This is a genomic window from Rahnella sp. GSA61A, from assembly GCF_019969905.1.
GTDB lineage: Bacteria > Pseudomonadota > Gammaproteobacteria > Enterobacterales > Enterobacteriaceae > Rahnella > Rahnella aceris.
This window is the reverse complement of record NZ_JAHXYO010000039.1, coordinates 1-14,233: the sequence shown is the minus strand read 5'-3', so window position 1 is coordinate 14,233 and position 14,233 is coordinate 1. Positions and strand designations below refer to the sequence as shown.

Annotated in this window: 11 protein-coding genes; 2 read left to right on the top strand and 9 right to left on the bottom strand. The window is 54.0% G+C overall.

The features are described from left to right. Positions 1-374: 374 nt before the first annotated feature. Positions 375-1,613, bottom strand: a complete 1,239-nt coding sequence (gene serA / locus LC431_RS25900; RefSeq protein ID WP_037036675.1) for a phosphoglycerate dehydrogenase — start codon at positions 1,611-1,613, stop codon at positions 375-377. 350 nt (positions 1,614-1,963) lie between these two features. Further along, positions 1,964-2,626, bottom strand: coding sequence for a ribose-5-phosphate isomerase RpiA (rpiA, locus tag LC431_RS25895; RefSeq protein ID WP_013576792.1), 663 nt, complete (start codon positions 2,624-2,626; stop codon positions 1,964-1,966). Positions 2,627-2,853: 227 nt separating this feature from the next. Between rpiA and LC431_RS25890 the strand changes: the two genes are divergently transcribed. Continuing rightward, the gene (locus tag LC431_RS25890; protein ID WP_013576793.1) at positions 2,854-3,756 is read left to right on the top strand and encodes a LysR family transcriptional regulator ArgP; all 903 of its coding nucleotides are present in this window, start codon (positions 2,854-2,856) and stop codon (positions 3,754-3,756) included. A gap of 28 nt (positions 3,757-3,784) precedes the next feature. Here the strand turns inward: LC431_RS25890 and LC431_RS25885 are convergent, their stop codons facing one another. Continuing rightward, positions 3,785-4,693 (bottom strand): LysR family transcriptional regulator, encoded by a 909-nt coding sequence (locus LC431_RS25885; protein ID WP_153376506.1) that lies wholly within the window; start codon positions 4,691-4,693, stop codon positions 3,785-3,787. A gap of 106 nt (positions 4,694-4,799) precedes the next feature. Between LC431_RS25885 and LC431_RS25880 the strand changes: the two genes are divergently transcribed. Further along, positions 4,800-5,642 carry an SDR family oxidoreductase gene (locus LC431_RS25880; RefSeq protein ID WP_223510465.1) on the top strand — a complete coding sequence of 281 codons (843 nt, stop codon included), beginning with the start codon at positions 4,800-4,802 and terminating at the stop codon, positions 5,640-5,642. A 57-nt stretch (positions 5,643-5,699) separates the two neighbouring features. On the opposite strand, the gene LC431_RS25875 is transcribed toward LC431_RS25880, so the two are convergent. The 6 genes from LC431_RS25875 to LC431_RS25850 all read right to left on the bottom strand — a co-directional run bounded on the left by LC431_RS25875 (position 5,700) and on the right by LC431_RS25850 (position 14,023). Then, positions 5,700-6,452, bottom strand: coding sequence for an oxidative stress defense protein (locus LC431_RS25875; RefSeq protein WP_015690337.1), 753 nt, complete (start codon positions 6,450-6,452; stop codon positions 5,700-5,702). A 103-nt stretch (positions 6,453-6,555) separates the two neighbouring features. Further along, entirely contained in the window at positions 6,556-7,173 is a 618-nt protein-coding gene (argO, locus tag LC431_RS25870) for an arginine exporter ArgO (protein WP_223510464.1), read from the bottom strand. Between the two features lie 181 nt (positions 7,174-7,354). Beyond that, positions 7,355-8,242, bottom strand: a complete 888-nt coding sequence (gene mscS, locus LC431_RS25865; RefSeq protein WP_013576798.1) for a small-conductance mechanosensitive channel MscS — start codon at positions 8,240-8,242, stop codon at positions 7,355-7,357. Between the two features lie 136 nt (positions 8,243-8,378). Continuing rightward, on the bottom strand, positions 8,379-9,647 hold the full coding sequence (locus LC431_RS25860) for an MFS transporter (RefSeq protein ID WP_112150877.1): 1,269 nt from the start codon (positions 9,645-9,647) through the stop codon (positions 8,379-8,381). A gap of 60 nt (positions 9,648-9,707) precedes the next feature. Continuing rightward, positions 9,708-12,806 carry a beta-galactosidase gene (locus tag LC431_RS25855; protein WP_223510463.1) on the bottom strand — a complete coding sequence of 1,033 codons (3,099 nt, stop codon included), beginning with the start codon at positions 12,804-12,806 and terminating at the stop codon, positions 9,708-9,710. A 134-nt stretch (positions 12,807-12,940) separates the two neighbouring features. Then, positions 12,941-14,023 carry a LacI family DNA-binding transcriptional regulator gene (locus LC431_RS25850; protein ID WP_013576801.1) on the bottom strand — a complete coding sequence of 361 codons (1,083 nt, stop codon included), beginning with the start codon at positions 14,021-14,023 and terminating at the stop codon, positions 12,941-12,943. Positions 14,024-14,233: the final 210 nt, after the last annotated feature.

Below are 14,233 nucleotides of genomic sequence, written 5' to 3'. Positions count from 1 at the left end.
TTACAGCAACGCAGCGATGCTAAAACTGCCCTCGAGACGTGAGCGTGAATATGTCAGGGAAGTGAGAGAAAAAAGGTCGAAATATCCCTTAAAAAACAATGCCGGTCACCTTAAGTGACCGGCATTACCCGGTTCGCCGGGTGTTTTTTTCTCCGTTTTCTGCCCTGAGGTACTGACAGATGATGCTGCGCCGCTACCTGTTCGAAATCACTTTTTCATCAATGATCCTCTGCGGTCTGATTACCCTGTCCTTTTACTTCTGACGTTTTGATCCCCCCTTTATTCCCTCTGCAGACATTTTTTAACGCCCTGATGCCATAAAACAAAAAACCGCCTTTCGGCGGTTGGTATTTTGTCTGTTTCAGAAAGGCTTATCAGTAAAGCAAACGGGCACGAATGGTTCCCGGAATCGCCTTCATCAGTTGCAGCGCGGTAGTCAGCGTATTGATATCCGTTTCCGCATCAATCACCACATAACCGATTTCTGGGCTGGTTTGCAGGTACTGCGCAGCAATGTTGATACCCTGTTCCGCAAAAATCTGGTTGATGCTGGTCAGCACACCCGGACGGTTTTCGTGGATATGCAGCAAACGGCTGGCTTTCTCGGTATGCGCTGGCAGAGACGCTTCCGGGAAGTTAACCGCTGACAGTGTAGAACCGTTGTCAGAGTATTTCGCCAGTTTGCCTGCCACTTCGAGGCCGATACCTTCCTGCGCTTCCATCGTTGAACCGCCGATATGTGGCGTCAGCAATACGTTGTCGAATTCACACAGCGGAGAATTGAACGGGTCACTGTTAGTCGCCGGTTCTTCCGGGAAGACGTCGATAGCCGCACCGGAAAGATGTTTGTTGCGCAGCGCATTGCACAGCGCAGGAATGTCGATGACCGTACCGCGTGAGGCATTGATCAGCAGTGCGCCAGGCTTCATCTGCGCCAGCTGCACTTCAGAAATCATGTCTTTGGTTCCGGCTGTTTCCGGCACATGCAGCGTGACGACGTCGCTGGTATTGAGCAATTCTTCCAGTGTGGCAATCGGCTGCGCGTTGCCCAAAGGCAGTTTGCTTTCGATGTCATAATAGAAGACGCGCATCCCCAGGCTTTCCGCCAGAATCCCCAGCTGCGTGCCAATGTGACCGTAACCGATGATACCCAGACGCTTGCCGCGCGCTTCGAATGAACCGACCGCCAGCTTGTTCCAGACACCACGGTGCGCTTTCGCATTCGCTTCAGGAATGCCGCGCATCATCAGCAACATCTCGCCCAGCACCATTTCCGCAACCGAACGGGTGTTGGAGAAGGGTGCGTTAAAGACCGGAATACCGCGACGGGTCGCAGCTTTCAGATCTACCTGATTGGTGCCGATACAGAAACACCCAACAGCCACCAGTTTTTCGGCTGCCTGGAACACTTCTTCAGTCAGCTGAGTACGCGATCGGAGTCCAACAAAGTGCGCATCACGGATCGATTCTTTCAGCGATTGCGTGTCTAAAGCACCTTTGTGAAATTCAATATTGGTGTAACCCGCGGCACGGAGTGTATCAACCGCACTTTGGTGGACGCCTTCCACTAACAAAAATTTAATCTTGTCTTTCTCAAGTGATACTTTTGCCATTTCCCGACCCTATATTTTTCTGGCTGAATTCGAACTGCAAGATGACTGCTCACAGTCAACATAACAAAAAATCCGCCATCATCAATACAAACGATTGCCTGCCCCCCAGCAGAAGGCTCAGCACGCCTGCCGGTTTTTAGCATTTCATGCTGGTTCAATTTTACTGTGCCAGACGTTCAGGAGGAGAAATACAGAAATGTGACATAAGTCACCAAATTAAAGCCTTTGAAGAAAAGATGATTCAGTCAGAAAATTATCATCTTCATAACATTGCGTTATGACAGCGCAATGACGAGGCTTAGGCTGGCTGCCTTGCCCTAAAGCAGCCAGATCTTCTGCTTATATTCTGATTACTTCAGTTTGACGGTTTTGACACCTTCAGAAGTCCCGACCAGCGCCACGTCAGCACCCCGGTTGGCGAACAGGCCGACAGTCACAACACCGGCAATACTGTTGATCTTATTTTCCATCGCGACGGCATCAAGAATGTTCAGGTTATGCACATCAAGGATCACATTGCCATTGTCTGTCAGCACATTCTGGCGGTATTCCGGCAGGCCGCCGAGTTTAACCAGTTCACGCGCAACATAAGAGCGCGCCATTGGGATCACTTCCACCGGCAGCGGGAATTTACCCAGCACATCAACCTGCTTGGAAGCATCCACGATACAGATGAATTTTTTGGCAATCGCGGCAATGATTTTTTCGCGGGTCAGCGCAGCGCCACCCCCTTTGATCATCTGCATCGAGCCGTTGATTTCATCCGCGCCATCGACATACACATCCAGCGAATCCACTTCATTGCTGTCGAAAACATGAATACCCAGACTCTTCAGTTTTGCGGTAGAAGCATCGGAGCTTGAAACCGCACCTTCAATCTGGCCTTTGATGGAACCCAGTGCATCAATGAAATGTGCGGCGGTGGATCCGGTACCGACACCGACAATGGTGCCCGGCGTGACGTAATCCAGTGCGGCCCAGCCGACTGCTTTTTTCAATTCTTCCTGCGTCATAATGGCTTCTCTGTCTGATAACACGTAAGTGGCGTGAATAGTTCGGTGGAACGAAGAGTGCCGGTGATTATAAAGCATGTCCCGGCAATTTGGATAAACAACACCGCAGCCAGATCACACTTATTAAGTGCAATTGTGCTGCAAACACAAAGATTTTCCTCACCACAAATCCTGACAATCTGTGGCATAGTGTTCGGATAAAATTAAATCTAAGGGACAGAACTCCGATGAAACGCCCGGACTATAGAACGCTGCAGGCACTGGACGCGGTGATCCGTGAGCGCGGTTTTGAGCGCGCAGCGCAGAAGCTTTGCATCACACAATCGGCCGTCTCTCAGCGCATTAAGCAACTGGAAAATTTGTTCGGCCAGCCGCTGCTGGTTCGTACCGTTCCACCCCGGCCGACTGAACAGGGACAGAAATTACTGGCCTTGTTACATCAGGTGGAATTACTGGAAGAAGAGTGGCTTGGCAGTGACAGCAACAATGAAAGCAATGATACACCTCTGCTGCTTTCACTGGCGGTCAACGCCGACAGTCTGGCAACCTGGCTGTTACCGGCGCTGAAATCAGTGCTGGTTGATTCCCCTATCCGCCTGAATTTACAGGTGGAAGACGAAACGCGCACGCAGGAACGTCTGCGTCGTGGTGAAGTGGTGGGCGCGGTAAGTATTCAACCCCAGCCACTGCCGAGCTGTCTGGTGGATCAGCTTGGTGCGCTGGACTATTTGTTTGTGGGTTCGAAACCTTTTGCTGATCGCTATTTCCCGAACGGCGTTACCCGCTCCGCCTTGCTGAAAGCGCCTGCGGTAGCGTTTGACCATCTGGACGATATGCATCAGGCCTTCCTGCAACAGAACTTCGATTTATCGCCGGGCAGCGTGCCGTGCCACATCGTTAACTCGTCGGAAGCCTTTGTGCAACTGGCCCGTCAGGGCACCACCTGCTGCATGATCCCGCATCTGCAAATCGAGAAAGAGTTGGAAAGCGGCGAGCTGATCGACCTGACGCCGGGCCTGTTCCAGCGCCGTATGCTTTACTGGCACCGTTTTGCGCCCGAAAGCCGCATGATGCGTAAAGTCACCGATGCACTGATCGCCCACGGACATCAGGTGTTGCGTCAGGACTGACAGAATTATCCGGCGTGAAAAGCGGCGTTTAACCGCTTTTCTCCCGGACCATCTCGATCAATGCCCGCAGGCTCGCGGGCACATGCCGGTTGCCCGCGAAGTAGAGAAACAAACCGGGGATTGGCGGGCACCAGTCTTCCAGCACTGCAATCAGCCGCCCTTCTTTCAGCGCAACCTGCGCATAATCTTCAGGAACATACGCGATCCCCAGCCCGTCCTGTGCGGCCTCAATCATCAGTTGCGTATTATCCAGCGTCAGATTTCCCGGCACATCCACCGCCACTTCCTGTCCGCGTTTGTGGAACTCCCAGCGATAGCGTTTTCCGCTGGGCAGGCGCTGACGCAGACACTGATGGCGGGCGAGATCATCCGGCGTTTCAGGGGCGGGATGCGCCGCAAGATAATCCGGCGAAGCCACGGCTAGAAAGCGCATGTCGGGGCTGAGCCGCACGGCGATCATGTCCCGTGGAACCGCTTCTCCCAGCCGGATCCCTGCGTCAAACCCTTCCCCGACAATATCCACCAGCTTTCCTTCCGCCACCAGATCCAGCGCCACACCGGGATAACGCGCCATGAATTGCGGCACAATATTGCGCAACAACAAGCGGATAGCGCCCTCGCTGCCGTTGATACGTAATTCACCCGTCAGCCTCCCCGGCTCGCCTGCTACGTCTTCCAGCGCCGCATCAAGCCCGTTCATCAGCGGATTAATCCGTTTCAGCAGGCGTTCACCCGTTTCGGTCAGTGACACACTGCGCGTCGTGCGGTGCAAAAGGCGTGCGCCAAGACGATCTTCAAGCCCGCGCATAATATGGCTGAGCGAGGATCGGGTAATGCCTAAAAGATCGGCGGCACGGCGGAAACTGCGGTGTTCAGCAACAGCCATAAAGGCCCTGAGTTCTGCCAGGGTCGGTTTGCTCAATAATGGTTTGCTCATTGGTGGGGAATATTCACCTGTTCATGCGGGTTATTGGGTATTAACGCAACAATAGTATTGCCCTACCCTGAATGTCTGGCAACTTCTGCAACAGAGGCATTTGATAATGGCAAAGACATGGTTTATTACCGGCACATCGACCGGCCTTGGACGCCTGCTCACTGAACAGCTACTTGAGCGCGGTGACCGGGTGATCGCCACCGTACGCAAGCCGGGTGCGCTTGACGCCTTACAGGCGATCTATGGCGATCAGTTGCATAGCATCACGCTCGACGTCACAGACACTCCGGCAATCAGAGCAGCCGTTGCCGGAGCATTCGCTAAGATGGGACGTATTGATGTCGTGGTCAGCAATGCCGGTTATGGCCTGTTCGGCGCAGGCGAAGAAACCAGTGACGAACAAATCGACAGGCAGATCGCCACTAACCTGGTGGGTTCGATCCAGCTTATCCGCGCCGTTTTACCCTACCTGCGCGGACAAGGTGGCGGCCGGATTGTGCAGGTTTCATCGGAAGGCGGACAGATCGCTTATCCCAACTTCAGTCTTTATCATGCGACCAAATGGGGGATTGAAGGGTTTGTCGAATCCGTTGCGCAGGAAGTGGCACCGTTTGGCATTGATTTCCTGATCGTGGAACCCGGCCCGACCAGCACAGAATTTGGCGCCGGGCTGGATCATGCCACGCCCTTGCCGTGCTATGAAAAGACACCCGCCGGTGAGGTACGCCGGGCGATGGCATCCGGTGATTTCGCCATTAAAGGTGACGCAGTAAATACTGTCCGGGCGATGATCACCGCTGCCGATGCCGTCAGTCCGCCACTACGTCTGGCGCTGGGCAGTACCGCTTATGCCTCGATCAGCCAGGCGCTGACAGAAAGATTGCGGGTGCTGGAAGCACAGAAACAGGTGACGTTTTCAGCCGATAAAGAAGTCCGACAGGCAACATAAAAGGTCAGAAACAAAAAACCCGCCGGAGCGGGTTTTTTCATTTTTACAGATTCATTCTTACTGAGCCGGAGCCGGGGCTGGTGCAGGTGCCTGAGGCTGCAATTCGAATACCACATCGACCTGATCGTCGAAATGAATACTTTGCTGCTCGTAGGTTTGCGCGACATCGCTCTGCCCTGCGGCTTCGGCGGTTTTATACATACGCGCCACCGGCATCGGCTGGTAGTTAGCAACGTGATAACGAATGCTGTAAACCGGCCCCAGTTTGGTATGGAAACCTTCGGCCAGCGATTTTGCCTGCTGCGTGGCGTTTTCAATCGCTTTCTGACGCGCTTCATCACGGAATTTATCCGGATTGGCGACGCCCAGTTCAACCGCACGCACTTCATTCAGGCCGGATTTCAGCGCGCCATCCAGCAGTTCATTCAGTTTGTCGAGCTGACGCAAAGTTACCTGAACCTGACGCACGGCGCGGTAGCCCTTGAGCTGTGACGTGCCATCTTTCAGGTAGTTATATTCCGGCTGAGTACGCAGGTTCGCCGCATTGATATCTTTTTTCTCAATGCCGTTTTTCTGCAGGAAAGCAAAGTACTCTGCCACGCGTTCATCAGCCTGCTTCTTGGCGCTGGCTGAATCGTTCGCCGACACGCTGACTTCAATCGCCAGCGTCGCGATATCCGGCGTGGCATCCACGCTTGCGGTGCCTGACGTCACGACGTGCGGCCCGGCAGGTAATTCTGCCGCCTGTAACGCCAGCGGTAATGTCCCTAATCCCAACATCGCTGCTACAGCCAATGCTTTCAGTTTCACAGTGCCTCCATTAATCATCAAAGATCTGGCAATAGATAGGTCAAACAATCTGCGAAACCGTAGCATAATCCGTTACAACAGAAACTAAGATTAGTGACAAAACTCAAAATACCCCGGTCTGACGCGCCAGTTGTATTGCAATCCCCCACATGATCACGCCGACGATAACGTTGATCACCCTCTGCACTTTGCAGGTATTAAGCCATGGCGCAAGCATGGCGGCGAGAATGGCCAGCCCGAAGAACCACATCACTGACGCACTGACCGCGCCGAGCGCAAACCACGAACGCTCATCATGGCTCAGGCTGCCGCCCAGACTGCCGAGCACCACGAAAGTATCGAGATAAACATGCGGATTCAGCCAGGTCACCGCCAGCATGCTGACCACGATTTTCCAGCGACTTTGCTTCGCCACTTCAGCCTGCGCCAGTTCAGGGTTTTTGCTGAATGCCGTGCGAAATGCGCCCCAGCCATACCACAGTAAAAATGCCACGCCCCCCCAGCTCACCAGCAACAGCAACGTCGGGGACTTGCTCAGCAACGCGCTGCCGCCAAAGATGCCGCCGCAAATCAGCGCGATGTCACTCAGGGCGCACAAACCGGCGATCATCAGATGATACTGACGACGGATGCCCTGATTCATCACAAATGCATTCTGCGGGCCAATGGGTAAAATCATCGCGGCGCTCATCGCCAGTCCTTGCAGGAAAATAGCCAGCATGGGATATCCTTCAGAGAGTGAATAACAGAGATTGCGCGCAGTGTAAGGGCTTAGCCGGTATAAGAGGAAATGGATATTTCTAATCGCTCATTAGACTGGCTTATCAGTGGCAGGATGATTTTTCAGGCATGAAAAAGGCGCCCGCAGGCGCCTGTGAAAATCTGAATCCGGGAAGCATACTTTATTCGAAAGTGCGTCGTTCTTCCTGCTGGTTGCCCGCCGCATTCGCCACCTGATACAGGTGAACATCCATCTGCGGATACGCAATATTGATATTATTTTTATCCAGCGCGCGTTTGAACGATTCCAGCAGATCCCATTTCACGTTCTGTGCATCACCGTTGCTGGTCCAGGCGTACACAATGAAATTCAGGGTTGAAGCTGCCATTTCGTTGAGGCGAACCACGACGTCTTTATCTTTCAAAACACGCTGATCGGCCGTGATGATGTCGGTCAGGATCGTTTTCACCAGATCGATGTCTGAGTCATAACCCACGCCCACCGTCAGCTCGATACGGCTGGTCGGTTCGCGTGAATTATTGATGATGTTACCGGCGATGATTTTACCATTCGGCACCACAATGATTTTGTTGTCCGGCGTACGCAGGGTAGTGGAAAAAATTTGTACCTGAGTGACGGTACCGGCCACGCCGCCGAGATCGACATATTCACCGGCACGGAACGGACGGAAGATCACCAGCAAAACACCGGCCGCAAAGTTGGACAGCGACCCCTGTAATGCCAGACCGACAGCCAGACCGGCGGCACCGATGACGGCAATCACGGACGTGGTTTGCACGCCAATCCGCCCCAGAACCGCAATCAGCGTGAACGCGATAATCGCGTAACGCACCATGGCGGAAAGGAAGTCGGAAACGGTGATGTCAATACCACGAACTTTTAAGACCCGGCTGACGGCACCGGAAACGACACGGGCGATAATCATCCCCACAATCAGAATGAAGATCGCTGCCACAATATTCACCGCGTAATGAAGCAGTAACGCCTGGTTTCTCACCAACCAGTTGCCAGCATTATTGATGCTGCCCACAACGTTTAAATCATCCATTTAAAGTACCCCAAAATTACACCCTCACGGGCTGCAAGAAACCAAAGCTGCCCCGTTTAACGAGGCAGCAAGTGTCCTGTAAGGTTAACTAACAATGCGATGAAGTGCCAATTTCGCAGCAAAGAGTTCAGATAAATTAAGAATTTGCGTGGCTGTTTTTTAACGGTTCAGGGGTTTTGAATGCCTGAAGGGGGCCGCGGCCGCTCAGCGTAAAGGCAGCAATCACCGTGAAGGTCAGCGCGATGACTCCGAGGATCAGATAGGTGCCGTGGAAACCGATTCGGTCATACATGTTGCCCGCGAAAACGGACATAAAGATGATCGCCACCTGTTTGAAGAAGCAAAAAGTCACCAGATAAATCGTCGCCGAGAAACGCACCTCAAACACAGACGTAATGTACTTGAAGCAACCGACAATCAGGAACGGCACCTCAAACATGTGCAAGGTTTTCAGCACCACCACTTCCAGCGGCGATGACGCGAAAGACGAGCCGATGATGCGCACTGACATGATGGTACCGGCCAGCAGCAAAGCATTCTTGCCACCAATGCGGTTTACTATCAGCGGTGCGAAAAACATGATGCAGGCGTTGAGCAGTTCGCCCATCGTGGTCACATAGCCAAAGACGCGCGTCCCTTCAGAAGATGACGTGAAGAAGGAGGTAAAGAAGTTGGCAAACTGCTGATCGAACACGTCGTACGTACAGGAAACACCGATGACGTACAGCGCCAGGAACCACAGCTTCTTGTCTTTCAGCAGTTCGAGGGCGAGTTTGAGATTGAACGGTTTGCTGTTCGCCCCCAGTTCGTTGGCCACGCGCGCGCTGGACGTGACTTCCGGTTTGGCGATCAGCAACAGGATGGCGAGGATCACCGCACAGCCGGAGCCGAGCCAGAACACAAATTCATTGTTGATGGTAAACATGATGCCGACCACCGATGCGCACAGCGCCCAGCCGACACAACCGAACATACGTGCACGGCCAAATTCAAAGCTGCTGCGACGGCTGACTTTTTCGATATAGGCTTCAATCGCAGGCGCACCGGCGTTGTAAATCAGGCCAAGGTAAATCCCGCCCACCACCGAACCGAGATAGATATTAATTTTCAGTAATGGCCCAAACACGTAGATAAAGAATGGCGCAAACAGGATCAGCATGCCGGTGATGATCCACAGCAAATGCTTTTTCAGTCCCAGTTTATCCGCCAGTAAACCAAACACCGGCTGGAACAACAGTGAGAACAGCGAAATGCTGGCGAAGATAATGCCGGTGTCGCTTTTGCTGATCTGATTAATATCATGCAGCCAGATCGGGAAGAACGGGAAGTAGGCACCCATGATGAAAAAGTAAAAGAAGAAGAACAGCCCGAACATCCAAAAGTTAGTATTTTTCAGGTAATACATAAGCATTTTCCTTACGTCTGAATATCGCGCCGCCGGGGATTAACATGGCGGCGCAGGCTGTCAGGCACGTTTCCAGGTGAACGAATAATGGTACTGACCGGCTGTCAGCAGGAAATCAGGGCTGACGCTCGGGCTCCACGAATCATCACCGCCGACGCCCATATGGAAGCCGTCGATGTTCAGCCAGGTGCCCTCTTCTTCACGCAACAGGTGACGATGGCTGGTGTCCATCAACTGTTGCAGGCTGTAGCGGCTCAGGCCAAAGTGGAAATTGCCACGCAGCGTCCATCCGGCGTAATCCAGCTCACGGGTCTCTCCGCGCAGACCGTTTTCGGTCGGGAAAACGTAAGGCGTGTACATCTCGGTCAACGGCAAATTCCAGCGCCCGTGCTGCGCAGCCAGACGGCGATCCGGGTAGTTTTCATGCGGTCCCAGGCCCAGCCAGCTAACGTTTTTTGCGGTTTCAGCCAACTGACAGGTCAGGCCAATGCGCCCCGGTGACGGCACGTTTGATGCCACGCGAACCTCCGCGCTGATATGCAGTTCGCCCTGATTATCAATGCGGAAAATCTTGCGGCTCAGCAGTCGCGTTTCTTCCTCCGCCATAAACGCGTGAGTGGTCGTGATCACTACCCCGTCCTGTAACTGATCGGCGGAGATGTTTAATAAACGCGATTCCAGGTGGTACATACCCGCTGCTTTCCAGCGCTCAACCCAGGCATTCGGGTCAATACGGGTGACTTCGCTGACACCGATATCGTTATCTACCGGCGCACGGACAAACTGGTCGCGCAAGGCGGAAAGCAGGCGCGGCGTTTTGCCATCGAACCACTGTTCCAGCAATCCGCTTTGCTGACTGAACTGCCAGCACTGCGCGCCATGCAGTACGGAAATCACATCACCTTGCTGATCGAGAACCGGCGTGGCGGCAGAGATTTTTTCCGGCACCGGCAATATCAGCGGTTGCGGCAACTGCCATTGATCCCAGGCACTGCGGTGTCCGGCTTCTGACCACGCGGTCGCCTGTGGCTGGTGTACCGCAACATTCAGCCACAAATCGCCTTCTGCCTGCGGTATATCCCCCAGATTCAGGGTTTGTTTGCCGTTGGGCGCGATATTCAGTACCGCCTCGCCCTGCGAAATGACTTCGCCGTCACGTTCGATGCGCCAGACTAACTGCTCATTATCACTGTGCCGGAACAGGTATTCGCTTTGTATTTCAATCATCAAAGGCGAAGTGCCTGTGAGCGAGAACTGGAAAAATTGCTGGGCGCGCTGGGCTTCAAATAAGGACGGATGCGGAGTGCGGTCAGCGAATACCAGACCGTTCATGCAGAACTGCCGGTCATTTGGCGTATCACCAAAATCGCCGCCGTAGGCCATATAACGCTCACCGTTTTCGCTGGTGCGCAGCAGACTCTGATCAACCCAGTCCCAGACAAAACCGCCCTGCAGACGCGGGAACTGACGGAACGCTTTCCAGTATTTATCAAAGCCGCCAAAGCTGTTGCCCATCGCATGGGCGTATTCGCAGAGGATCAGCGGACGCGTTTCGTCCGGCATGCTGATCCACTTTTTAATCGACCATTTCGGTACCGCCGGGAACGGCTGATCCTGCTCAACGCGGGAATACATCGGGCAGATAATGTCGGTCGCCGCGCTGTTGGCGCCGCCGCCTTCGTACTGCACCGGACGGGTCGGATCGACAGATTTGATCCAGCGGTACAGCGCGTCATGAGTGGCGCCATGACCGGACTCATTGCCCAGTGACCAGATGATGATGCACGGATGATTGCGGTCGCGCTGAACCATGCGCGTCACGCGTTCGCTGAAGGCGTTGAACCACACCGGATCATCCGACAGACGGTTCATCGGCTGCATGCCGTGGGTTTCGATATTGGCTTCATCCACGACGTACAGACCGTATTCGTCACAGAGCCGGTACCACAGCGGATGGTTCGGATAATGCGAGCAGCGCACGGCGTTGAAGTTGTGTTGCTTCATCAGCACAATGTCCCGGCGCATGGTGGCCTCATCCATCACCTGACCGTTTTCAGGATGATGTTCGTGGCGGTTGGTGCCGCGGATCAATACCGGCTGGCCGTTCACTTTCAGCAGCCCGTTGCTGATTTCCACCTGACGGAAACCGACGTCACAGGCCTCGGCTTCAATAAGCTGGCCCTGCGGAGAAATCAGGGAAATGACAGCACGGTATAAAGCGGGCTGTTCAGCGCTCCATAATGCGGGCCGGCTGACCGGCAGACGCAGCGTGGTGCGGTCAAATGCCGTCCCGCGTTCATCAATGATTTCACTGCCGAGCGGTTGCTGATGTTCTGCGACCGGTTTATCGCCCTGCCACAACTGGACGCGCACCTGATAATCAGCCGCGGTGTCCGGCGGTACCGCGGCGCTGACTTGCACTTCCAGTTCGGCCTGCGTGAAGCCGTAGAACAGATGCGTGCGCACCTGCATGTCAGTAATTTGCTCTGCCGGTTTATGCAGCAAGGTGACATCGCGGAAAATCCCGCTCATGCGCCACATATCCTGATCTTCCAGATAGCTGCCGTCGCTCCAGCGCAGCACCATCACCGCCAGCCGGTTTTCACCCGCATGCAGCACATGACTGAGATCGAATTCCGCCGGTAAACGGCTGTCCTGGGAATAGCCGACCCACTGACCGTTGCACCATAAATAGAACGCAGAATTGACGCCGTTAAACACGATGCGCGTCTGCCCGCTGCTCAGCCAGTCATTATCCACAGAAACTGTGAGCGAGTAACAACCAGCAGGGTTTTCTTCCGGCACAAACGGCGGATTGACCGGGATCGGATACTGAACGTTGGTATAAATCGGCGCGTCGTATCCCGCCAGTTGCCAGTTAGAGGGCACCTGCACAGCATCGGCCTCAGCCAGATCCTGTTGCAGCCATTGCTCCGGCACGGCTTCAGGACGGTTAAAATAGCTGAACGTCCACTCGCCATTCAGGTTACGAATTTTTCCTGAAGCCTTGTTGCTTCTCGCTTCCTCTGCATTTCGCCAGCTGTTGAACGGCGGGTGTGCGGGTAATCGGTTGCACTGCGTCGAGGCCGGTTTTTCCCAGTCACGGCGGGCCAGAACAGTGGCCAGCGATGATAATTTATCTTCCGCTGATGGATTCATAATATCTCCCCGTTAAATTGTTATGCGCTCACAATAATATAAACATGCGTAACCGGAGAGAGTAAGTAAAGTGCGGGGATGCGGGAAAGGGACGCGGATCACAAATTCCGCGTCAGTCAGTTCTTAAAAAAGATTTACAGCGCGCTGAGCTGACGTGCGATGCGGATCAGTTCCTGCGATAAAGTTTCCTGCGACACAGTGTCTGTACCCGGTCTGGCGGTTGTATGGCGTTCAACTAAAGAAGTGGGCAGTAACAATGAGGACTGCGGGTGATCGCCATGCGTATGCAGATGCTCTACCAGCCGGTTAATGCTCTCGTGACCGAGCAGGCGGAAATCCTGTTTGATGGTGGTCAGCGGCGGGAAGAAAAATGCGCTGTCTTCAGTATCGTCATAGCCCATCACCGAGATTTGCTCCGGCACCCGCAGGCCAAACTCATGGACCGCGCGCAGTACGCCCAGCGCCATCTGATCATTGGCGACCAGGATCGCCGTAGGGCGTGCGGGCTGATTGAGCAACAATAATGCCTGCTGGTAACCCGAAGCCGCGCTCCAGTCGCCATGCTGAACCGCGCACGGCGTAATATCGTGCAATGCCAGCGTATTCAGCCAGCCTTCATAACGTAAGCGTGCAGATATGGATTCGAGCGGGCCGGTCAGTACGGCGATCTGCTGATGTCCGAGCGCCAGCAGATGTTCGACGCCCTGCTCTGCCCCGCAGTGAGGATCGAACAGAATTTTAAACACATCGGCCTGCGGATCGACATCCAGAAACAGCGCCGGTAAATTGCCGCAAAGCTGTGCGATCGCGTCTGCGTCCTCATTCGACAGCGGCACGTTAATCAGCACGCCATCGACACGCTGTGACATCAGTTCATTCACCGCCGTACGACACGCGGCAAGGCTCAGGTTATCAATCATCGATATCACGACGTTGAAACCTAGCTGATTTGCGCGGGTTTTCATTGCCGACGCAATTTGCGACGGAGCGTGTAGCGCCAGTTCGGTGGTCGCCAGCCCAAGGGTGTAACTTTGTTTGCCCGCCAGTTGCTGGGCGACACGGTTCGGGACGTAATTCAGCGCAGCCATTGCCTGTTCGACTTTGTTGCGCGTTCTGACCGAGACGTGTGCAGCCTGATTCAGGACGCGCGAAACGGTCTGATAAGACACACCGGCGTGGCGCGCGACATCATCGAGGGTGACAGATTTTGGCTTCATGGCTCTCTCTTCGGGGATTCTGGCGAAACACGGATAACGGGCTATTGTGGCCGGAAAGCAGGCAATAAAAAAGGGGCCGAAGCCTAATGCCGATCGTTTAAGGATCAGTTGACCGATCCGGTGGCTCGTGTAAAAAGGGTTCATGCTCATCATGGACCCTTTTTAAATGGAACTTTCACAAGCTCTCGGTATTATCAATCTTACTGCCCC